We start from the raw sequence: 22,111 nt of genomic DNA on the forward strand, positions 1-22,111 counted from the left end.
GGGAGCGGACGGAAGAGGAAACAGCGGCCGGTCACTCGCTCTCGCGGGCGCTCTTCTCGCTGTTCAGAGCGTTCTCCCTGTTCAGGTAGTTGTAGACGGTGAAGCGGCTGACGCCGAGCGCGGACGCGACGGTCTCCACGCCGTGCCGCACGGAGAAGGCGCCGCGCTCCTCCAGGATGCGGACGACGGTCTGCTTGTCCTTGCGGCCCAGGGCGGGCAGCGAGCCGTGCCGGCGTTCGAGGTCGGCCAGCAGGTGGTCGAGGGAGTCGGCCAGATGGGGCAGCCTGACGGCCACCACCTCCTCGCCCTCCCAGCTCAGCACCACGTCGTCGCCGCGCGCCTCGTCCGGCGCGACCATCTCCGCGCCCATCGCGTCCACCAGCGGCTTCACCGCCGCGGCGAAGGGGTGCACCCCGGTGCCCGTCACTTGCCGTCCTCCTGCGCCCGCCCGGCCGCCGCGACCACGTTGACCTGGAGCGACACCCGGGTGGCGCCCGCCGCCAGCGTGCGCCGCAGCAGCTCCGCGACGGACGCGACGACCGCGTCGGCCTCGCCCTCGGCGGTGTTGCCGAACGGGCCGACGTCCACCGCGTCGAGCGACGCGCCCTCGACCACCTCGCGGGCCACCACCGCGTGCTCGGGCGGCTCGTCCAGGTCGAACGGCTCGGTCGTGAATTCCAGCCTCAGTCTCACCAGGGCCCCTCGGGTGGCTGCGCTACGTGCCCGCCGTCCCCCGCCCTGCCGGACGGTCCTGCCGGGACGGCGTCGTCGATACGCTCGACGCGGTCGATGCGACCTTAACCGACGGCATACGGGCCTGTACCGCCACAGCCATCGCCGCGATACCCGCTTCGAGGGTGAGGCGGGGATGCGGGGCGAAGCGCGGCGAGTGGTTCGGCGGCAGCGCCGCCAGCCGTCCGGCCGTGTCCGTGTCGCCGCGGCCCGCCTCGACCCACTGCCGGGGGCCGACCGCGCCGAGCATCCAGTAGCCGGTGCGTATCCCCGGCACGCCGTGCAGCGCGCGGCCCGCGTCGCCGTACAGCGCGAAGTCCTCCGTGGCCGTCGACGGCTGCCAGCGGGTGACGCGCTGCGGACCGAAGGCGGCCTCGTGGGCGCGGCGCACGGCGGTGGTCAGCTCGGCGTCGGGCACGGTGGGGCAGGAACGGGACAGGACGCGCAGGTCGGGGGCGGGCGGCTGCGGGTCGGGCGAGGCGGCGGACTCGGCGCGCGCGATCCGGTGGACGGCGGCCACGGCCCGGTCGAGCGCGGCGTCGGAGAAGGCCCGCACGGTCACCTGGAGGGTCGCGGAGTCCGCGATGACGTTCCCCGCGCCGGGCGTGCCCGCCCGTACCGAGCCGACCGTGAGCACCAGCGGCTCGCCGGGACCCGTCTCACGGGACACGACGGTCTGGAGGCGCAGGACGACGGCCGCCGCCGTGATCACCGGATCGGCGGCGAACTGCGGTGTGGAGGCGTGGCCGCCGCGGCCGTACAGCACGATCTCCAGGGTGACGCTGCCCGCGAGCAGCGGGCCCTGCGCGTGCGCGACCATGCCCGCGGGCAGCGGCACCACGTGCTGCGCGAGGACGTCGTCGGGCACGGGGAAGCGCCGGTAGAGGCCGTCGGCGAGCATGGCGGCGGCGCCGCTGAGCGTCTCCTCGGCCGGCTGGCCGACGACGACGAGCGTGCCCTGCCACCGGTCGGCGGCCCCCGCGAGCGACGCCGCCGCGCCCGCCGCGCACGCCAGGTGCATGTCGTGGCCGCAGGCGTGCATGACGGGGACGGGGGCGCCGTCGGGTCCTGCGGCGGTGGCGGAACTGGCGTACGCCAGGCCGGTGTTCTCGCGTACGGGGAGGGCGTCCAGCTCCGCGCGGAGCATGACGACGGGGCCGGGGCCGTTGGCCAGCACCCCGACCACGCCGTGGCCGCCGACGCCGCGCTCGACGCGCAGTCCGGCGGCCCTGAGCGCGGCGGCGAAGCGGGCGGCGGTGCGCTCCTCGGACCCGGACAGCTCGGGGTGCCGGTGCAGGTCGAGATACAGCTCGGCGGCGCGGGTCAGGACGGCGTCGGAGACGGTTCCTGAGACGGGCGCGGATACGGGCGGGGGTCCGGACGTGGGTACGGGTCCGGCTCCTTGTGCGGCTTGGGACGTGGGTACGGAGGGGGGTCCGGATACGGGCGCGGGTCCGGTCGGCGGGTTCATCGGGCGCTCCGGGCGGGGGTCGGGGGCGGGGGTGCCGGAATGCGGGTCACGTGACAGGGGCGGCGGGCGGTGCAAGCGGGATGACAGCGGGCGGCAGGGTGATTCGCCAGTGGACGCGCGTAGAAAGATGGGGCCGGTCCGTCGCGGACCGCGCTCCCTGCTGAGAAGGAGTCATCATGGCTGACATCTCCAAGCTGGACACGCCGCTCGCCTCCCTGGCCCAGGAGATCCTGGAGCTCGAGTCGGAGACCTTCGAGATCACCGACTACTCGGACGCCAGCGAGGTCATGCTCGGCTCGTCGACGAGCTGCTCCAGCACCAGCACCTGCTCCAGCACCACCAGCACCACGAGCTGCACCGCCTGACGAGCCACCACCCGCTTCACGCTCCGCGGACCGGCCTCCCCGGTCCGCGGAGTAGTCATGTCGCGGCGTCGTCATCGTCGGTTGCCTCGAAGATTCCTCTGGGATTCCTACGGGAACGGGTGCGGCACGCGGCGCACCTCGTCGTCGCGCAGGTCGTCGGGGCGCAGGCCACCACGGCGCTGCGCGGTACGCAGCCGGGGCATGGTCAGCGCGCGCTGCCGGGGCCAGCCGAAGTCGATCGGCAGCAGCCCGGGCGCGAGCGTGCAGACCGTCCGCAGGCCCATCCGCCGCTGCTCCGGGGTGGACTGGTCGACCACGACGACATCGCATCCGGCGCGCGCCAGTTCGTCCCGGCACCACAGGACGTCGTCGCGCAGGTCGAGCCCGCGCGGCCGGTCCCGCTCCCACCGCGCGTAGACCTCGTCCAACGGCCTTACGGCGGGCGGCTCCAGGTAACTGCCGACGTGCTCCCTCATCCGCGGCAGGCCGAACAGGGCCGCGTGGTCAGGGAGTCGGCGGACGAGGTCGAAGTCCTCGGCCATCGCCTCCAGTTCGGCCGGACGCTCCGTCACCTGCCGTGGCAGGTGCGGGAGATACGTCAGGATCTCGGAGACCGCCGACTCCACCGCGGTCTCCGGGTCGAAGGCGGCGCCCGCGGCGAAGGCGAGCGTGCCGGGGCCGCCGTCGCGGCGGACGGCGAGGCCGGTGACGACCGGCACGGCGAGGTCGATGCGGTTGTCGAAGGCGTGCACGTCGTAGCCGCACAGCGCGGCGCGGTCGGTCATGGCGCGCACCACCGGGCTGCGGCAGGAGCCGAGGTCGATCTCGGTGAGCCGGGCGTTGCCGTACCAGCCGAGCAGGAACGCATCGCGCTCGATGAGTTCGAGCAGGCCGAACAGCACGGCCTCCTCCAGGCAACTGCCGATCGCGCAGCCGTTGGAGCACTCGAAGACGAAGTGGTCGGCGGCGGTGCCCGCGCTGTAGTAGACCAGCCGGGCCGGGACCAGCACCTCCCGCTCGTCGCGCAGCGACCAGCCGCGTACCCACGGGATCGGCCGCGCCGGGTCGAAGGGCGCGATCATCGGGTCGGCGGCGTAGGTCTCCGGCGTGTAGAGCCCGCAGTCGCGCGGGTCGAGGGCCGCGTCGCCGAGGTTGTCGTACGAGTCGGTGACGATGCCGCCGGTCTCCCTGCGGTGGGTGCCCGCGTACCGCTCCAGCCCTTCGAGGAACGCCAAGTCCCTGCTGTGCGCGAAGGAGTTGGCCTGGCCGCTCCACGTGACGTCGGTCAGGCCGGCGTAACCGCGCATGAAGACGCTGCCCGCGACGGGCGCGGTGGTCGGCGAGGTGACATCGCTCCAGGTGCCCGCGCCGAGCACACCGCACACGGGGTTGGCGAGCGCGGCGGTCGGCAGGGCGTACGCGCCGGGTGACCGCAGCCGGTAGCTGTCGGGGGTGGGCTTGTGCCGCGAGACGGGAAAGGGCTCGGCCTCCGGCCCGGCGGCGAGGAAGGATCGGGGCCCGGACGGGTGGGGCCCGAACGGGCCGGTACCGGATACGTGGCGGCCCGCTGCGTCGGCTGCTGGCAGGTCGGGGCCGGTCGGTGCGGTCGTCGCGGGCGGTGCGCCGTGCGGGTGCGGGCACAGCGGATCGGCGAGCAGCGGCACGGTCTGGACGAGGCCGGTCTCCAGGTCGTACCGGGTGACCCGGGGCAGGTCGTGGCCGCCGGTTCCGGCCCCGGTCTCTGAACCGGTCCCCGCCTTCCGCCCGAGGGTCAGTTCGTAGAGGGCCCAGACCGCGTCGACCGTGAAGTCGGGCAGCACGGGCCAGCGCCCGGCGGCGGTACGGGCGAGGCCCGTCTCCAGCGCTTCGCGTTCGGTACGGGTGCGCAGCCGCTGCCAGCGGATGGCCAGGCAGGTGCCACAGGCGGCCTCGGCGGGCGAGCCTCCCCAGGGGCCGATGAGCACGGCGTCGGCGGTCAGGTGCACGGTGGCGCGGGCGCGCTGCCCTGCGGTCTCGGCCGGTTCCGGGCGCAGCACGTCGGTGCCGCCGACGACGGCGGTCCTGGGCGCGGGCGCGGTGGCGCGGGCGGCCCGCGCGGCCAGCCGCCGTTCCAGGTCGCGGCCCGCGGACTCCAGCGGCGTCTGCCCGGGGACCTCGGGCACGTGAGCGGGCCGTACCGCGGTGTCGAGGCTCATGTCCGGTTGCTCCAGCGGAAGGTGCGGGCGGCGATCAGCCCGAAGACGACGGTGAATGCGGCCAGGCCGCCGCAGTCGACGGCGAGCGAGGCGAAGTCGGCGCGCCCCGCCAGCACATCGGTGAGTCCGTGGTCGAGGTAACGCAGCGGCAGCACCCACGACATGGTCTGGATCCAGCCGGGCAGCAGGTCCGCCGGGTAGAAGGAGCCGGACAGGAACGCCATCGGCACCATCACGCAGTTGGCGATGGCGGCGACCGCCTCCGGGGTGTCGGCGAGGCTGCCGACGACCAGGCCCATCGCCAGGAAGGCGGCGACGCCGAAGACCAGCAGCGGCAGCGCGAGCGGCCAACTCCCGTCCAGGTGAAGGCCGAAGAAGGGCAGCAGCGCGACCGCCGTGAACAGCACCGCCTGCGACAGGCCGACCACGACGGCGACCACGAAGCGCGAGGCGAGGACGGTGGGCAGCGGCGTCGGCGTACGCCAGATCAGCCGCAGGATGTCGTCGCGCCGCCAGTGCATCAGCGCGAAGGCCGGGCCGAACAGCGCCGCGTTGCCGACGCCCCACGAGAGCACGCCGGGTGCCACGTAGTTGATGTACGCCAGGCCCCCGTCGACCGACTGGCCGCGGAAGAGCAGTCCGAAGACGACCAGGAAGACCAGCGGGAAGGCGAAGGTGAAGAAGACGGTGGTGCGGTCGCGTATCGACGCCAGGTATGTGGCCCTGGTCAGCGCGGAGTAGGCGGTGGTGGTGGTCATGGACGGTGCTCCGTTCCGACGGCGGCCGTCGTGGTGGCGGTCCCGGTGTCGAGGTCGGTCCCGGTCCCGGTGTCGGGGCCGGTCCCGGTGTCGGGGCCCGAGGCTTCCGCCTTTCCGGCTCCCCCGGCTCCCGGTCCCGTCAGCCGCAGATACGCGTCCTCCAGGGTCGCGGTCCTGGTCTGGATCGCGTCCATGTCGACGAACTCGCCGAGCGCGACCAGTACCCGGTTGGCGTGCCGGGTCTCGACGACGACCTCGGCGCCCTCAAGGAACGCCCGGTCGACGCCCTCGACGGCGCGCGCCTGGTCGAGCGTGATCCGGCCTGCGGGGATCAGCAGCCGCGCGGGCGCGGCCATCGACCTGATCAGCGAGCCGGGGCTGTCGAGCGCCACCACGCGGCCGTCGGCGATGATCGCCACCCGGTCGCACAGCGCCTCCGCCTCGTCCAGGTAGTGCGTGGTGTAGACGATGGTGCGGCCCTCGCCCCGCAGGTCCCGCAGCACCGACCACAGGGCGCGGCGCGCCTCGGGGTCGAGCGCGGCGGTCGGCTCGTCGAGGAAGATCAGGTCGGGCTCGTGGACCAGCGCGGTGGCCAGCGCCAGGCGCTGCCGCTGGCCGCCCGACAGGTCGTCGACCCGGCTGCGCTCCTTGTCCCGCAGCCCGACCAGGTCCATCGCGTGCCGCGCGGCGGCGCGGTCCACGCCCTGGAGCGCGGCGACCGTCTCCAGGTGCTCCCACGCGGTCAGCCGCGTGAAGAAGGCCGACGCCTGGGTCTGCACCCCGATCCGCCGCAGCAGCGCGATGTTCCGCGGCCACGGGCTCTGGCCGAACACGGCGACCTTGCCCGCGTCGGCCTTCCGCATCCCCTCCACGATCTCCACGAGCGTGGTCTTTCCGGCCCCGTTGGGCCCGAGAACGCCGAAGAACTCGCCCTGCTCGACCGTCAGCGACACCCCGTCGAGCGCGTGCACCTCGCCGTACCGCTTGCTGACCCCGACCAGTTCGATCGCCGGCCCCGTCGGACGTGCGGTTCGTTTCATGTCGCCTTTCTCCCGCTCCTGAGGTGTCCCCGCTGACGCGGGCCGTTCAAAGTCCTTCGCGCCCGCCGCCGCGCCCGCGGCGCCCGAGGCGGTCGTCGCGGACGACGGCAGGGCGTGCGCCACGCCGGACGGTCGCGCCCCGTCGGCCGCGGACTCCCGCCGCCCGGCCGGTGAACCGGTGGGTGCCGACACTCCCGCGCCGACGGTGCCCGAGACGGTCGTCTCGGAGCCGCTGCCCGGCCGGAGGTCAGCCGTCTCCCCCGGCGTCCGACGCGCGAGCGCCCCCTCGCGCATGGCCGCGGCGCGCAGGCCGAGCAGGCGCAGGAGGAGGGCCGCGGCGACCAGGGCCACCGGGAGGTACGGGGTCCAGGTCCGCCAGTCGTCCGGCAGCGCCGCGCGGCACAGCAGTCCGGCCACGGCGAGCGCCGCCAGGGCCAGCACCGCGCAACACGCGGCGTATCCGCCGTAGATGACGCGCAGCCGCGTGGGGTAGGCGGCGAGCCGCGCGCGGGCGTTCCGGCCCGAGCCGGGCCGGCTTGTCGTCGCGGCAGCGGCAGCCGCGCCGTCCCCGCCGGAGTCGGCCCTCCGCCCGAGCAGGGCACGCGCGGTCACGCCGAGGAACTGGCGGCTCTCGGTGGCCAGTTGGAGCGTGCCCAGGGTGTAGCCGAGGGCTTTGTAGCCGTCGAGCGGCGGGAGCGGGAGGAGGTTGAGAAGGGCCATGGCGGTGCCGAGGAGGATGAGGCCGCCGAAGAAGGGGAGGGCCTGGGCGTGTTCCGGCAGAAGGGCCCAGACGAGCCAGAAGGGCGCGAGGAAGAGGAGGTTCATGACGGCGCCCGCCGCCGCGACGGCGACCTGACGCCCGCGCCGGTCGAGGAACTGGACGTCGTGCACCTCGCAGTAGAGGTACGTCATGAAGCCCCAGACCCGGCGGAGCCCGATCTCCCCGACCCGCAGCCCGTACGCCCGCGCGACCAGCCCGTGGGCCAGTTCGTGCAGGCCGAGGCTGACCCACAGCACACAGCCGACGGCGGCGAGCGCGACCGGCTGGTCGTACAGGCGCCGGGTCTGGTCGGCCAGTTCGCCGAAGCGGAGGCCGACGAGGGCGAGGACGGCGACGGCCAGCGCGAGCAGCGGGAGCAGGACGGCGCGCCTGCGGGCGAAGGCGGTGGCACCGTGCAGGGTGTCCATGAGCGCGGGGGCGTCCGCGACCATACGCGTCTTCCCGCTCAACAGCGTTGACTTGAAAGCCGGTTGGGCACTGGCGGCGACCGGCATGACGACCGCCCGGCCGCCGCCGTCGAGAAGCTGACGGGTCGACAGCAGCCGCAGCATCTGCTGCCACTGCGCGTCGCCGAGCCGCGCGCCGAACCGGTCCGCGTACTCCGTGCCGATCTCGGCGAGCGACCGGCTGCCGTCGAGCCGGGCGATGATGAAGTGCTCCTTGGCGCCGACTTCGAGCCGTACCCCGGTGACCGGGTCCTTGAGCAGATGGACGAGGGCAGGGCCGCGCATCAGGGCGGGGCCGACCAGGATGCCGGGGCGCAGCGCGGGCCGCAGTTCGAGCAGGCCGCCGGTGGTCATGGCGCCGCCGAGGGCTGCGGCTCGGACCGGTCGTCGGACTCGGCGCCGGGCGGCGTCCGGGGTTCGCGCAGCGCGCGGGCCAGGACGTACGACAGGAACGCCTCGTCGCGGACGGTGACGGACAGCCGGTTGTTGGTCATGTGCATGTACGGCGACAGCAGCATCGGCAGCGCCTGGCCGGGGTCGGTGACCGGCAGGTCGCGGGTGCCGTCCCAGGAGCGGAAGACCAGGTCGCCGCCGTCCGCCAGGGCCACGACGCGTTCGCGCAGCTCCAGGCAGTGTTCGGCCCACCCGGCGAGGAATTTCGGCAGCCGCTCGGGCGCGGGCTCCGCGACCGCCGCGCGGATCTCCTGGAAGCGCTTGGGCAGCGCCTCCATCGTGCCGTAGGCGCGGTCGTAGCCGTCCTGGGCGGTGTAGTTGGTGCCGGAGAAGGCGGAGTTCCAGAACTCGTGGTACCGGTCGAGGAATTCCAGCAGCGCGGTGTCGTCGCGCAGCAGGCACCCGGACATGGTCATCATCAACTGGGCCGATACGCCCAGCAGTACGGTCCGCAAGTGCAGGTTCATGGTGGCGAGCGCGTCGATGACCAGGTCGCTGGAGCGCTGGAAGTGCCACTCGGCCAGTTCGACCCCGGCCGGGCCGCCGTACTTCCCGTACTCGGGCTCGTAGGGCTCGGGGCTGAAGGAGTTGTTGGGCCGCAGGCGCATGCGGCCCTCCTCGTCGACCAGGCCGTTGCGCTCACCGCCGGGGAACTCCAGCTCGAAGAGGGTGTTGTACAGGTCGGCGAGGAAGCCGCCCTTGACCTCGTAGAGCGCGGGGCGCTTGCGCAGGAAGGCGTCGACGGCGGAGGTGGCGCGCGCGGTCACCACGGGTGCGGCCTGCGGTGACGAGGGGCGCAGCCGCACCCTGATGTGCGGGCCCTCCAGCCAGTAGTTGATGAAGAAGTAGCCGCTCAACAGGCCGTCGCGGGTGAGCCCTTCGACCAGCGGGCGCACGCACTGGAGCAGGAAGGGGCGGGGGCTGGCGGCGTAGAAGACGTGGAACGCCTGCCAGTCGCCGCGCCCCGAAGCGCCTGCCGGTGCGGGCACGGCCGCGGATTCGGGCGCGGACCGCGGTGTCGGGCGCGGGCCGGTGACGGGGGCGGATCGCGCCCCGGAGGTGGTCATACGGAGCTGTCCTGCCTTCCGTGGTGGCCCGCCGCGGCCGGTTCCGCCGCGCGGGGGACGATTTCGACGGCCAGTTCCGCCACGTGGTGGCCGCGCGGGGAGCGGACGTGCAACTCCTGCTCGCCCGGCAGCATTTCCTCGAAGACGGTCCTGGTACGGCCGCCGCCGGTCAGCCCGTCGAGCGCGATCAGTGACAACGGGCTGTCGAAGTCGACGAATTGCGGCTTGGAGCCGCCGAAGACCGCGCCGAAGCCGCTCGCGTCGTCGGCCTTCTCCTCGTGGACGGTGGCGAACACCCGGTCGGGCAGCCCGTGGTCGCGCCGCCAGCGCTGCCAGCGCAGATAGAACCCGGCCTCGTCCAGGCCCGGTTCGCGGGCGGGCAGCGCGCCGGGCGCCGCCGTCCACGACCTGCGGTGCAGCACCAGGCTCCGGAAGCGGACCCGGGGCCGCGCGGTGACGCCGTCGCGCTCGGGACCCGCGGGTACGCCGCGCCACACGTCGACCGCCGCGCGGGAGGTCGGCGAGAAGAGCAGCAGCGTGCGCGGCACCTCGGGCAGCACCATCGGGACGAGGTAGCCGAGGTAGAGCGGGACGACCTCGCGGCCGAGCCGCCGGGACCGCAGCACCAGCCGGTCGTCGACCGGGTCGTGTTCCGCGTACAGGTCGTCCAGGTCGATCCGGCCGGCGGCGGGCACGGTGCTGCTCTCGCCGGGGCAGACGATCTCGTGGTCGGTGAGCCGTCCGTGCAGGTTGAGATTGGTGGTGGCGGACCCGGCGGTGATCTCGGCGAACACCGCGCCGGGCGGCTGCCATTCACGCAGGGTCTCGCGCAGCCGGTCGGTGAGGCCGCCGGGTGCGGCGTCGCCGCCGTCCGCCGCCGCGTCGCCGTTCTCAGGCGCCGCGTCGAAGCAGTGCGTGAAGCGAGTGAAGGGGAAGGACAGGCCGCCGTAGGAGTTGTTGAGCACCACCAGCGGGTCCTCGGGGCGGCGGGCGAGTTGCAGGAAGTGGCTGTGCGGGGCGAAAGACGTGCCCAGCGGGGCGAGTTCGGCGGTGACGGCGGCCACCGTGTCCTCGTCCAGGCGCAGTTCGCCGCCGGGTGTCGCCGCATACGCGGCCCAGGCGTCGCGCATCCGGCGGGTGAATTCGGCGCGGGCCCGGTCCACCGCGGTGACCTCGGGCATGCCGAGCCAGTTCTCCTCCGGCGCGTGGCCGCCGTCGGCCGCCCAGGGCGACTTCATCGAGGTGAACTGGAGGTACTGCGTGAAGATGTCCTCGTGGAAGTCGTGGACGAGCCGCAGCAGGTCGTCGCACCGGCCGCCGCGGCCGTAGCGGGCCAGGAAGAAGCCCTTGAGGACCAGGCGCTGCGGGAGGGCCACGTCGAAGGCGGGCAGCATGCCGGTCAGGGCGTGCAGCGGCGCGGCGGCCAGCTCCGTCCACTGCGTGACGTCGGCCTCGACCGCGTCCTCGCGGACGTCCTCGTAGAGCAGGGTCTGCGGCAACGACGGCGCGGCGGCGCCCAATTCGGTCTGGAGGGCGGTCAGGTCACGGCGCAGCCCGGCGAGCAGCGCGCGCCGGGTGGGCACGTCGGCGGTGGCCCAGGCGTCGACGCGGGCGGCCGGGGCGTCGAGCCGGTCGGCGACGGCGTCGGCCCAGTCGCGGCCGAGGCCGCGCAGGGCGCTCTGGAAGGACCGCAGCGGGTCGGGGGCGTGCACATCGGTGGCGAGGCCGGTCATCTGGAGGATGCCGAGGTCGAGCAGGGTCGCGGCGTAGTGCGCCGCCTCGTCCCGGCTCGCTCCGGTCTCCGCCGCGAGCCAGGCCGTCAACTCGGCGTATCTGACGGGCTTTTCGCCGTGGAACAGGGCGATCATCCGCTCCAGGATGTCGCTGTGGCGCAGGAAGAAGAGCCGGTCGTGGGCCGCGTCGAAGCTGACGGCGGCGCTGTCGTCGCCCGCGGTGACCGAGCGGCGTACGTAGCGGATCCGGTTCTCGTCCAGTTCCCAGCCCGCCGACAGGGCGACGGGGAGGTCGCCGCGCCGCGTGTCGTCGGCGCCGATCAGCTCGGCGAGCCTGGCGAGCACCACGACGTTCAGCCGGGGGTGGCTGGTCCAGTCGCCGCCGGTCCGCACCTCCGGCCCGACCTCGCGGAACCGGCCCTCGGCGACCGCGGTGAAGGTGCTGAACGGGCTGGTCTTGCAGGCGGTCCTGTAGAGGTACGCCAGCAGCGAGCGCTCCTTCTTCCTGGTCCGCTTGTCCGGTACGGCGGCGCGGTCGGCGATGAACGCGTCGAGCTGGCCGTCCAGCGTCGGCGAGGCCAGGGCGAGGGCGAGCCGCAGCCGCTCCTCGCCTGCGAGGCCGCGCAGCTCCGCGCGGCTCGCGGCCAGGTCCCGGTCGAGCAACGGACCTCCGTCGCCGCGCAGTTGCTCAAGCCCGAGCCGGGACTCCAACCAGTCGGTGAGGAGTTCGCCGGTCGGGCCGCCGAGCGCGGCGGCGAGGTCCCGTACGGCGTCCGGATCGCGCGGCAGCCGGTCGTTATGGACCTGGCGGCGCAGCGCGAGCACCGCGCGCCGCTCGGTGTCGTCCTCGGTGGCCTTGACCAGGACGGTCAGCGGGTCGCTCAACTCGGCGGCGAGCGCGGCCAGTCGCTCCTCGGCGGCGAGCACGCGGTCGGCCCAGCGCCGGGTGTCGGGGCAGCGCAGCCGGTGGACGGCCTCGACCGGCAGTCCCGCCACCCGCAGCATGAAGCGGCGGTGCAGCAGCCAACTCCGTGGCGCCTCGGTGTCCTGCGCGTCGGCGATCACGCTCATGCCGCTCCTTTCTGTCCTGCGGTCGTAAGGCCCCTGCGGTCCTCGGGCCCCCGGGGCCGTGTGAGGTCGTGCGGGGTCGTGCGGGGTTTCGGACTCGGCTGCCGTCAGCGGCCGTTGCCGCCGGGTCAGGCGATCTCGTAGCGGAAGTCGGCCGGGCGGGGCCGTTCGTGGCCGATCATCATGATCAGCAGCGGCACTTCGCCGGTCTGGTCGAGCGCCAACTCCTCGGTGAAGGAGATCGCGTCGAAGCCGAGCGCGACGCCGCAGGAGAGCCCGGCCGCGGCGGACGCGGTGTAGACGGCCTGCGAGACGGCGCCGATCACGGCGTTGACCAGCCGGTAGCCGCGGTCGCCGACCGCGTCGAGCACGGCGGTGGTGCGGGCGACGGGCACGATCACCGCCCCGGCCTGCTCCAGGTTGTAGTTGGCGAGGAAGTAGTTGCGCTGGAGGAATTCGCCCGGCGCCCCGGCCTTGACCAGCCGCAGCGAACGGTGTTCCCGGTCGTAGAGGTAACTGCCCTGCGCGATGCCCGCCACATGGTTGACGAAGACGTAGGCGCGGCTGAGGGGCGGGGCGCCGGGGGTCTCGGTGTCGGTGTCGAGGCTGCTCGCCGCGTCGACCGCGGCCAGTACGGTCGACAGCGCGTCGGCGGGCAGCGGGCGGACGGCCTGGAAGCGGCCGAAGCTGCTGCGCCGGGCCCGCAGCGCCTGCCCGACGGGGGTGTCGAGGGGCCGGGGGGCGGGCAGCGCGGTCCGCTCGCCGCCCTCGGGCACGGGCAGCGCGAGCGCGGTGTCCAGCGTTCCGGGGGCCGGCCGGTCCGCGGCGCCGTCGAGAGTCGCCGCGTGCATCCGGCGTACGGTCTCGAACGTCATGGTGGTGCGGGAGCGCTCCTGGTCGGCGTGGCGGACCCGTGGCGCGGTCGGCGGGTCGCCGGCCGGAAGCGCCGGGGCCGCCGACGGGGCGCCGTCCCAGGTCAGCGGTACGACGGCGAAGACGCCCTCCTCGTCCTGGCCGAGGCCGAGCAGCCGTCCGAGCCGGGCCTCGTCGAACCACAGCGCGGCGCCGATGTGCAGTCCGCGGGCCCGCGCCCAGATCCGCCAGGTCTGGAGCAGCGCGCCGATGTCCATCGTGACGACGTGGTAGCTGAAGCTGTTGTACTTGAAGGCGTTCTGCCAGAAGCGCACGCCGAGGACGAGGAACTGGTCGCAGTCCGCGCCGAGTCGGCCGCCGAGCGCGGCGCGGACCTCCGCCGTGGCGTCCCCTGCGAGCAGCCGCCGCATGTGGTGGTGGGGCGTCGAGTAGTAGTACACGCCGGGTGTGAGCGGACCGGAGGGGCCGCTGACCCAGTGCACGCCGATCGGGTAGAGGCCGCCGCCCGAGGCGGTGCCGCGCGACCAGTTGGCCTGGGTGTACATCGGCAGGGTGCCGAGGTCGGAGTTGGCCTGTACGGCAAGACGCCTGCCGACCAGGCCGTAGGACTCCTGGAGCATCCCCGCGAGCAGCGGCAGGGTGAAGGCGCCGGTGCCGCGCGGGCCGAACAGGCCCTGCTGGACGGTGGCTTCGGCCGGTGCCTCGTCGCGCGGGAGCGGGAAGGTCTCCGCGCCGGGGAAGTGCTTGCCCTTCCTCGGCCGGTCCGCCCAGTCGGGCACGAAGTCGGCGGGTTCCATGGGATACCGGCCCCGCCGGACGATGGCGGTCGCGTACTCATGGGCGAATCCCACGGGCGTTCCTCTCTCGGTCGACGGTCGGGGCTCAGGTCTCGGGGCTCGGGGCTCGGTCGGGGTCTCGGGTCGGGGCTCGGGGCTCGGTCGGGGTCTCCGTGAAGCTGCGGGGACGGCGGGCGGCGGGCGGCGGGCGGCTCAAGGGAACGGATGCGGCGCCTGGTTGAGCTCGTCGGCCGTCAAGTCCCGCTCGCGCAGCCCCGCTTCCCGCAGCGCGGTCCGTGTCCTGCTCATATGGCGTGCGCGTTGGCGGCGCCAGCCGAAGTCGATGGGCAGCAGGCCCGGCACGATGACTCCGGCCGTGTGGAAGCCGAGCGCCCGCTGTTCCGGCATGGTCTGGTCGACGGCGATGACGTCGAACCCGGCCTTGGCGACCGCCTCGACGCAGGCGGCGACGTCGTCGGCGAGGTCATCGGCGGGCGGTACGGCGCCGACCCCGGTCGTGGTGAGGTCGCCCAGCGCCACGCGCGGCCGGTCGTCGCCGCGCAGCAGGAAGTCGGCGTGGGCGGCCATCTCGGGCAGCCCGTAGAGCAGCGGATGGTCGTGCAGCACCTGGACGCGGTCGAAGTCGGCGGCCAGGGCGCGCAGTCGCGGTTCGTCGCGGGCGGTCCTGCGGCGCAGGTTGACCGCGTCGGTGGCGATCTCGCACAGTCCGGCCGCGAGCGCCGCCTCCGGGTCGAGGCCCGCGCCCGCGCCGAAGCAGAGCCGGCCGAGGCCGCCGTCGATCCGTTCCGCGACGGCCGTGACGACCGGGATCGGGAAGGTGACGCGGGTGTCGAAGAACCGGGCCCGGTAGCCGTACATCGCAAGCCGGTCGATCATCGCGCGGGTCTCGGGGCTGCCGCTGCCGCTCGCGTCGATCTCGGGCAGCGGCGCCTTCGCGTACCAGCCGAGCAGGAACGCGTCGCGCTCGACGACCTCCATCAGTCCGAAGTACACGGCCTCGGCCAGACTCCCGCCGGACGCGCAGCCGTTGGAGCTCTCCTGTACGAAGCGGTTCTCCAAGCCGCCGGGCGCGTGGTAGTACGCCAGGATCTCCGGTACGAGCACCGGCCGTTGGTCGCGCAGCGACCAGCCCCAGACCCATGGGATCGGCCGCTCGGGGTCGAAGGGGCGTACGCCGGGCTCGGCACGGTGGAAGTCGTCGGTGTACAGGCCGCAGGTGCGCGGGTCCAACACGGCTTCGCCGCTGGCGAGTTCGCTGTACGCGGCGGTGACGTCCGTCCGTTTGCCGCGCGGGCGCATCCCGGCGAATCGCTCAAGTCCTTCGAGCAGGCCGACGCGTTCGCTGGAGCGGTAGCGCGGGGTGTGGCCGCCCCAGAAGCACTCGCGCAAGTAGTCGCCGGACCGCAGGAGGAAGGAGCCGACCGTCGAGGACGTGGAGGCCGAGATCAGATCGGGCACGACCGAGGGGCCGAGCATGCCCGCCGCCGGGTTCACGAACGCCTCGAACGGCACGTCGTAGTCGTCCGCCGGCCGCGCCCTGAACACGTCGGGCGCGGGCTTCGGCGACGGCGCGAAGCCGATCCGCGCACCCTCGGCCGTATCGGCGGCGCGCTCCCCGCACTGGGGGCACTCGGCGTCCGGCACGAAGGCGAAGCGGGTGACGCGCAGGGTCTCCATGTCGACCAGGAACGCGTACGGCAGACGGCTGTCGCCGCCGGTCCGCCCGCCTCCCGCCCCGCCCCGCTCGTGGTGGGCCGCGATGAGCGCGGCGAGGCCGTCGACCCCGAAGGCCGTGGCCCGCGGCGGCCGTCCCGCGGCGCGCGTGCCCGTACCCGTCTCCAGCGCCTCCCGCAGCGCCCGCGCCCGCACGCTCTGCCACCGCCGCGCCAGGCACCGCCCGCACCCCGCCCGGCCGCCGGGCGCGAAGGGACCGACGACGGTGTGGTGCCCGTAGACGTGTACGCCGACCGCCTCGGTCGACGGACCGTCGAAGTCGCTTGCGGGCAACGTCAGTTCGTCACGGACACCGAGCGCGCTGACCACCACGGCCGGTACGGCCCGCGCCGGTGCCGGACCGGCGGTGCCGGCGACGCCACCGGACTGACCGTGCGCGCCGACCGCGCCGACGTCCACAGTCGGTACGGCCCGCGCCGAGGCACGGTCTTCCGTGCCGGCGACGCCACCGGACTGACCGCGCGCGCCGGCCGCCACCGGCGTACCGGTCGCGGCGGGCCCGGCGCCTGGGTCGGCGACAGGCGCGTGGGCCGCCAGGCCGGCGGTGAGGCGATCGGCCAGGGCCGTGCACGCGTCCGCGAGGAGATCCGTGGTCATGGCCGGTCCGGGGCGGTGGTGAGCAGGACGCGGTTGGTGTGGACGCGGCCCGCGGCCAGGTCGGGGGCGTGGGTGGGGGCGGTCAGCAGGTCGCGGCCGGTGGCGCGCAGGCGGTCGGCGACCGTGGGCCAGTCGGTGGCGGCGGCCAGGTCGGCGCGGGTCTCGGCGGTCACCGCGACGGCGCGGGGGGCGAGGTCGGCCAGCAGCGGGTCGCCCGCGTCGGGCGCGCCGCCGACCTGCACGGCGCCGAGCAGGTCGCGTACGGCGTCGAGCGCCGCGTCGCGCCAGCGCACTCCCGCCGCCACCGCCCAACGGGCCTGTCCGGTCGCCGGATCGGCGGCGCGCGCCAGCACGACCGGCAGGACGCGCTCCTCATGGGCGCCGAGGTCGAGGATCTCCAGGTCGACGCCGAGCCCGGCGGCCGAGCGGGCGAGGAAGGTGAGTTCGGCGTCCGCGCCCTCCAACTCGGCGGTGCGGACGTGCTGTACGGCGAGCGATCCGCCGACGGCACGGCGCAGCGCGTCGTGGGCGAGCGCGGTGAGCACACCTCGGGTGGCGGCCTCGGCCGGGGTTCCGCCCGCGCCGGTGCCCGCGGAGGTGGCCTCCACGATCCGCTCGCGGTTGTCGGGGCCGAACGGCCGCAGCGCCGCCGCGGGCACCAGCAGCGTCTCGCCGCTGAGCAGCGAGGTGGCCGCGCACCAGCGCGGGACCAGTCCGGCCGCGGTGCCGAGTCCGCTGGTGATGCTCAGCGCGGCCGGATCGACGGACCGCCACTTGCCGCGCGCCGCCTCCAACTCCGCTCCGGACAGGGCTTGTTGGACGGGCACGACGTGCTCCGCGTAGACCTCGGCCGCCCGGTACAGCGCGCGCAGCCGGGCGCCCGCGACATGGTGGACGTCGAAGGCGGTGATCTCCCGCCGGGCGCGGTGCCCGGTGCCGAGCACGACGGTGCTGACCTTCAGGGGCGTCTGCGCCCACTCCTCGTCGGCGTACGCCTGGAAGACGCCCGTCCTGCGCTGGACGAGGACGGACCGTCCGGTGATCTCGGCGAGGGCGGCCTGCGCGGCGTCCTCCTCGCCCGCGCCGTCCGAGACGGGTCCGCCGAGCGGCGACGCGGCGGCGCCGACCTCGGCCGCCGACTCGCTTGCCAGGGAGGCCAGTTCGAGCGGGGTGCCCGCGGAAGCCGCATCCGAGGCCGTGGTCGACTCCGAGGCCGCCGCCGTACCGCAGTGCGGGCAGCGCGGGTGCGGGAGCAGCGGTTCGGCGACGGTGTCGAGCGAGTCGATGTCCTGGACGAGGAGTTGGTTCTCCGTCTCGGCCGGGAGGACGCCGGTGGTGCGGCGGAAGACCTCGTACGCCAGGAGGTTGCCGATCATCGCGGCGAGCGGTCCGCCGACGACGGGGGCGGCGCTGTCGCGGGGCCCAGCGGGAGCGACCGCGCTCCACAGGTCGGCCGCGGCGCCCGCCTCGCCGTTGGCGCCGAGCCGCAGCGCGGCGCAGGTCCAGCAACCGGCGGTGTCGGTCGCCATGAGCGGGCCGATGACGACGGACTCGCCGAACGTCCAGGCGGGGAGCAGCAGTCGGCCGGCGGGCAGGCCCGCGTCGAGGAGCCGGGCGATCTGCCGGGGGCCTCGTTCACCGGTGACCAGGACCGTGTCGTAGCCGTCGAGGTGTTCCCAGCCGTACGTGCCTGGCGCGCCCTCCGCGTCGGCCGGGCCGTCCAGCCAGTCCAGCTCGACCGGGCAGTTCTCGGCGCGCAACGCCCGTGCCTCGTCGAGGACTTCGGCGAAGCGGTTGCCGGGGCTGTCGACGGCGCGCGGCACGGCGACGGCGGCGCAGCCGTTGCGGACGAGGCCGAGGACGGCCCAGCGGGCGAGGGCGTCGTCGCCGAGTACGGCCACGCGGGCCTGCCGGAAGCGCCGGAAGCGGTCGGCGGCGCCGTCGGTGTAGTGGTCGACGTAGTCGATCTGCGCGGCGAAGCGCTCGGTGACGGCGGGGTCGAGCGGTTCGGTGTCGCTCCGCGCGGGGACGGCGTCGCGGGCGAAACCACGCGCGTAGAGCGTGCCTACCAGCCGTACCACCATCTCGCGCTGCTTGTCGCCGAGGCCCTGGCAGAGCGCGGCCACCGTGTGGTCGCCGGTCAGGTGCGGGACGATCAGCGTCGCGAAGCGGTAGGCGGAGGGCATGACGACGCTGAAGCCGCCGCGCGCGTTGTGGAAGTGCACGCCGGTCGGGGTCTGCGTGTAGAGCACGTCCCGGCGGATCCGCGGCCGGGTGTCGGCGATCTCGTCATACGGTGACACCATGTCAGTCACGCCTCCGTAGGATGCAGTTCCACGGCGCTCGGCCGCTGCGATGGGGTGGGGGTGTGCCCGGTACGTCCGGGGGGAGCGGCGCCGCCGACCCCGTCGGCCGCCGCTGCGCGGGTGAACACCCGCAGGAGTTCGTGCATCCGGTAGAGACCGCGCGGGCCCTCTTCGAGCAGTCCCGCGCCGACCAGGCTGTCCAGGACGCGACCGCCCTCGACGGGTTCGCCCGCGACCGGGTCGGCGCCCGCGTCACGGACCGCCGCCGGGCCTCCGGATGCCGCCGGGCGCGGGTCGCCGCGGGTCACCGGCCGGCCCTGCGGCGGCGGGCTCTGCTCGGATTCACCGCGCAGGATGGCCAGTTCGAGGCGTTGCAGCGCGGGTCCAGGGTCCACGCCGAGGGCCTGCGCGAGGTGGTTCTTGACCCGCCGGTACTCGGCGAGCGCTTCGGCGCGGCGGCCGACGCGGTACAGCGCTTCCATCAACTGCTCGGTGAACCGCTCGTGCAGCGGGTGGGCGCGGGCCGTCGGCCAGATCTCGGCCACCGCCTCCCGGTGCCGCCCGCATGCCAGTTCGAGGTCGAAGACGCGCTCGATCGCGCGCAGCCATTCCTCGTGCAGCCGGGGCAGTTCGTCGCGGTGCAGCAGGTCGGAGGGGACGTTTGCCAGCAGCGGCGGTTGCCAGAGGGCGAGCGCCGAGCGCAGCAGACGCAATTCGGCGTCGGGCTCCTCGGTGGCGTACGCCTGGTCGAGGAGTTCGCGGAACTGCACCAGGTCGAGGGTCGCGGCGTCCGCCGTGAGCCGGTATCCACCGGGTACGGCTTCGATGGTGTTGCCCGCGATCCCGTATTTGCCGAACAGCCGGCGCAATCGCAGGACGCAACTGTGCAGGGCGGACTTGGCCTGGGCGGGAGTCTCCTCGCCCCAGATGACGCGTTGCAGGAAGTCGGCGGAGACGACGGAATTGGCATTCAGCAGCAATGCGGCCAGGAGTGCGGCGGGCCGCGACGGCTGAAGCACCGCGGATTCGCTGCCGTCGGTGACGGCCAGCATTCCGAGTACCGTGAATCGCGTCTGCGGGACTACCTGCGGCGGCGTATCGCCTTTTGCCGTTGGTAATCCTGCACTATTTTCGAGCGCGTTGGACCAGACCACCAATCCACCATCCCCGTTGCCCCGTTACGACCGCTGTCACACCCGGCGGGAGTGGGCCGGAGTGAGGCAGAATCCCCCTGAGGGTCATACCTATTGGCGGTCACCGAGGACAGTACGGCAGCACTCTTTGCCTTGTCCAGGGAAAAATCACGTGACACCGGGTTACCGGTCTGTTAGATGGGGTCGGTGTACCCAAAATGTGAACTCGCTCCCGGAATCGGGACACACCGGACCGTATCCCTCCGGTACGGATGCGAGCAATCGGACATACTTCGCAGTATTGCGGGAGCGTAAAGCGGCATTCTCCTTACCCCTCACCGGGCGGCTTTATGCCCGTCACCCCGGGGTCGACTTTGATTTACGTGTCAGGTTTCTGTCGGATTTTGATCGGGCGCGCTCGCCAGAGGAATAGACCAGCGCCATTCCGTGACACCCGCGCCCGGCCTGAGCTGCGGAGGGGCGCCGCCGGCCGGATCTCACGCGGACGCGCGCACGGGAGAAGGTCCGGACGGGCGGTCGGGTGCGGACCGGCGGCGGACGGGGCCGCGGAGACTTGACAGCCACTGAGGGACTGATTCAATGTTCCACAAGACAGAAAGTAACTTCCGCAATACGGAAGGAGCGCACACTAGTGAGCTTCACCGACGCGCGCTTCGATGTGAACCTCTCGATCCTGTTCACCGAACTCCCGCTGCTGGAGCGGCCTGCGGCCGCCGCCGCGGCGGGCTTCGACGCGGTCGAGCTGTGGTGGCCGTGGACCGACGACCCCACGCCGGATCAGGCCCGGCTCGACGGGCTGCGGTCCGCGCTCGAAGCGGCCGGGACCCGACTCGTGGGCCTGAACTTCTACGCGGGCGAGCTGCCGGGGCCCGACCGCGGCGCGCTGTCGGTGCCCGGCGCCGAGTCCGACCGCTTCCGCGCCAACATCGACGTCGCCGCGGACTTCGCCGCGTCCGTCGGCTGCACCGCGCTGAACGCGCTGTACGGCAACCGGGTCGACGGCGTCGACCCCGCGGTCCAGGACGGGCTGGCGCTGGAGAACCTGGTGCTGGCCGCGCGCGCCGCCCACCGAGTCGGCGCCACCTTGCTCGTCGAGGCGCTGAACGCGCACGAGTCACCGCGCTGTCCGCTGGTCAGCGCCCCGGCCGCGGTCGAGGTCATCGACCGGGTCAACGCCGCCACCGGCCTGGACAACGCGCGCTTCCTGCTGGACCTGTACCACCTGTCGATGAACGGCGAGGACCTGCCCGAGGTCATCGACCGCTACGCCGACAGGACCGGGCACGTCCAGATCGCCGACAATCCGGGCCGCGGCGCCCCCGGCACCGGCACCCTCCCGCTGGAGGAGCTGCTGGGCCGCTTGCGGAAGGCGGGCTACACCGGCTGGACCGGTCTGGAGTACAAGCCGGGCGCCGACGGCTCGGGCAGCGCCTTCGGCTGGATTCCCGGCAGGCAGCCACGCCCGTAGGCCCGCCAGGCGAGGAGAGGCGTGTCCCCGACGCGCGGGCCGCGCTCCCGTACCCCACCATCCCCTGAGAGGACCCCATGAGCACCCACCTTCCCAAGGTCGCCTGGATCGGACTCGGCATCATGGGCTCCCCCATGGCCGAGAATCTGATCAAGGCCGGATACGACGTCACCGGTTACACCCTGGAGGCGGCGAAGCTGGAGCGGCTGGCGGCCAACGGCGGCACGGCCGCCGGGTCGATCGCCGAGGCCGTACGGGACGCCGATGTGATCGTCACGATGGTCCCGGCGTCGCCGCAGGTGGAGGCCATCGCGTACGGCGAGGACGGCATCCTGGCGCACGCGCGGTCGGGGGCGCTGCTCATCGACACCTCCTCCATCACCCCGCAGACCTCGGTGGACCTGGCGAAGGCCGCCGCGGACAAGGGCATCCGCGTGCTGGACGCCCCGGTGTCCGGCGGCGAGGCGGGCGCGGTCGAGGCCGTACTGTCGATCATGGTCGGCGGTGAGCGGGCCGACTTCGACGAGGCCAAGCCGCTGCTGGACGCGCTCGGCAAGACGGTGATCCTGTGCGGCCCGCACGGCGCGGGGCAGACGGTGAAGGCCGCCAACCAGTTGATCGTCGCGGTCAACATCCAGGCGTGCGCCGAGGCCGTGGTCTTCCTGGAGAAGTCCGGCGTCGACCTGAACGCCGCCCTTGAGGTGCTCAACGGCGGTCTGGCCGGCTCCACCGTGCTGACCCGGAAGAAGGACAACTTCCTCGCGCGCGAATTCGCGCCCGGCTTCCGGATCGACCTGCACCACAAGGACATGGGCATCGTCACCGACGCCGCCCGTACCGTCGGCGCCGCGCTCCCGGTCGGCTCCGTGGTGGCCAACCTGGTGGCCTCGCTGCGCGCCCAGGGCGACGGCGGTCTCGACCACTCCGCGCTGCTGCGCGGTGTGGAGCGGCTGTCCGGCCTCCCGGTCGAGGACTGACACACCCGATGTCCTGACCCCATGAACTCCGCCCGGTGGTGCGTGACTTGTCCTGTCGCGCCCAAACGCACCGCCGGGCGGTACCACCCTCTTACT

The 22,111-nt window shown here is 73.7% G+C and carries 14 protein-coding genes and 1 pseudogene; 3 read left to right on the top strand and 12 right to left on the bottom strand.

Features of this window, described 5'->3' with window-relative positions; all coding sequences use genetic code 11:
• Positions 1 to 31: 31 nt before the first annotated feature.
• The 3 genes from ACFZBB_RS09925 to ACFZBB_RS09935 are packed head-to-tail and all read right to left on the bottom strand — an operon-like array spanning position 32 to position 2,203.
• Positions 32 to 427, bottom strand: a complete 396-nt coding sequence (locus ACFZBB_RS09925) for a helix-turn-helix domain-containing protein (protein ID WP_391119694.1) — start codon at positions 425 to 427, stop codon at positions 32 to 34.
• The gene (locus ACFZBB_RS09930) at positions 424 to 693 is read right to left on the bottom strand and encodes a hypothetical protein (protein ID WP_355338956.1); all 270 of its coding nucleotides are present in this window, start codon (positions 691 to 693) and stop codon (positions 424 to 426) included. Before ACFZBB_RS09930 ends, ACFZBB_RS09925 begins: the two co-directional genes overlap by 4 nt.
• A gap of 22 nt (positions 694 to 715) precedes the next feature.
• The gene (locus ACFZBB_RS09935) at positions 716 to 2,203 is read right to left on the bottom strand and encodes an amidohydrolase (protein ID WP_391119696.1); all 1,488 of its coding nucleotides are present in this window, start codon (positions 2,201 to 2,203) and stop codon (positions 716 to 718) included.
• A gap of 176 nt (positions 2,204 to 2,379) precedes the next feature.
• On the opposite strand from ACFZBB_RS09935, the gene ACFZBB_RS09940 reads away from it, so the two are divergent.
• Positions 2,380 to 2,568 (top strand): thiazolylpeptide-type bacteriocin, encoded by a 189-nt coding sequence (locus ACFZBB_RS09940; RefSeq protein ID WP_093711265.1) that lies wholly within the window; start codon positions 2,380 to 2,382, stop codon positions 2,566 to 2,568.
• A gap of 107 nt (positions 2,569 to 2,675) precedes the next feature.
• Here the strand turns inward: ACFZBB_RS09940 and ACFZBB_RS09945 are convergent, their stop codons facing one another.
• The 9 genes and pseudogenes from ACFZBB_RS09945 to ACFZBB_RS09985 all read right to left on the bottom strand — a co-directional run bounded on the left by ACFZBB_RS09945 (position 2,676) and on the right by ACFZBB_RS09985 (position 19,468).
• Positions 2,676 to 4,763, bottom strand: coding sequence for a TOMM precursor leader peptide-binding protein (locus ACFZBB_RS09945; protein ID WP_391119698.1), 2,088 nt, complete (start codon positions 4,761 to 4,763; stop codon positions 2,676 to 2,678).
• Entirely contained in the window at positions 4,760 to 5,521 is a 762-nt protein-coding gene (locus ACFZBB_RS09950) for an ABC transporter permease (protein ID WP_188281751.1), read from the bottom strand. Before ACFZBB_RS09950 ends, ACFZBB_RS09945 begins: the two co-directional genes overlap by 4 nt.
• Before the next feature lie 125 nt (positions 5,522 to 5,646).
• Positions 5,647 to 6,561, bottom strand: a pseudogene (locus ACFZBB_RS09955) (ABC transporter ATP-binding protein); the annotation flags it as partial.
• A 1,577-nt stretch (positions 6,562 to 8,138) separates the two neighbouring features.
• Positions 8,139 to 9,308: a lantibiotic dehydratase C-terminal domain-containing protein gene (locus ACFZBB_RS09960; protein WP_391119700.1), complete on the bottom strand. Its 1,170-nt coding sequence runs from the start codon at positions 9,306 to 9,308 to the stop codon at positions 8,139 to 8,141.
• Complete coding sequence (locus ACFZBB_RS09965) at positions 9,305 to 12,112, bottom strand: lantibiotic dehydratase (RefSeq protein WP_391119702.1); 2,808 nt, start codon at positions 12,110 to 12,112, stop codon at positions 9,305 to 9,307. Before ACFZBB_RS09965 ends, ACFZBB_RS09960 begins: the two co-directional genes overlap by 4 nt.
• A gap of 125 nt (positions 12,113 to 12,237) precedes the next feature.
• A complete protein-coding gene (locus ACFZBB_RS09970) occupies positions 12,238 to 13,833 on the bottom strand; it encodes a nitroreductase family protein (protein ID WP_391119704.1) in 1,596 nt (531 codons plus the stop codon).
• A gap of 138 nt (positions 13,834 to 13,971) precedes the next feature.
• Positions 13,972 to 16,110: a TOMM precursor leader peptide-binding protein gene (locus tag ACFZBB_RS09975; protein WP_391119706.1), complete on the bottom strand. Its 2,139-nt coding sequence runs from the start codon at positions 16,108 to 16,110 to the stop codon at positions 13,972 to 13,974.
• Positions 16,107 to 18,416 carry a TOMM precursor leader peptide-binding protein gene (locus ACFZBB_RS09980; protein WP_391119708.1) on the bottom strand — a complete coding sequence of 770 codons (2,310 nt, stop codon included), beginning with the start codon at positions 18,414 to 18,416 and terminating at the stop codon, positions 16,107 to 16,109. Before ACFZBB_RS09980 ends, ACFZBB_RS09975 begins: the two co-directional genes overlap by 4 nt.
• Positions 18,417 to 18,421: 5 nt before the next feature.
• Positions 18,422 to 19,468 carry a BTAD domain-containing putative transcriptional regulator gene (locus tag ACFZBB_RS09985; protein ID WP_391049444.1) on the bottom strand — a complete coding sequence of 349 codons (1,047 nt, stop codon included), beginning with the start codon at positions 19,466 to 19,468 and terminating at the stop codon, positions 18,422 to 18,424.
• A gap of 733 nt (positions 19,469 to 20,201) precedes the next feature.
• Between ACFZBB_RS09985 and ACFZBB_RS09990 the strand changes: the two genes are divergently transcribed.
• Positions 20,202 to 21,038: a TIM barrel protein gene (locus ACFZBB_RS09990; protein ID WP_391119710.1), complete on the top strand. Its 837-nt coding sequence runs from the start codon at positions 20,202 to 20,204 to the stop codon at positions 21,036 to 21,038.
• A gap of 77 nt (positions 21,039 to 21,115) precedes the next feature.
• Complete coding sequence (locus tag ACFZBB_RS09995; protein WP_355338928.1) at positions 21,116 to 22,015, top strand: 2-hydroxy-3-oxopropionate reductase; 900 nt, start codon at positions 21,116 to 21,118, stop codon at positions 22,013 to 22,015.
• Positions 22,016 to 22,111: the final 96 nt, after the last annotated feature.

Source organism: Streptomyces sp. NPDC008139, assembly GCF_042957025.1.
Taxonomy (GTDB): Bacteria; Actinomycetota; Actinomycetes; order Streptomycetales; family Streptomycetaceae; genus Actinacidiphila.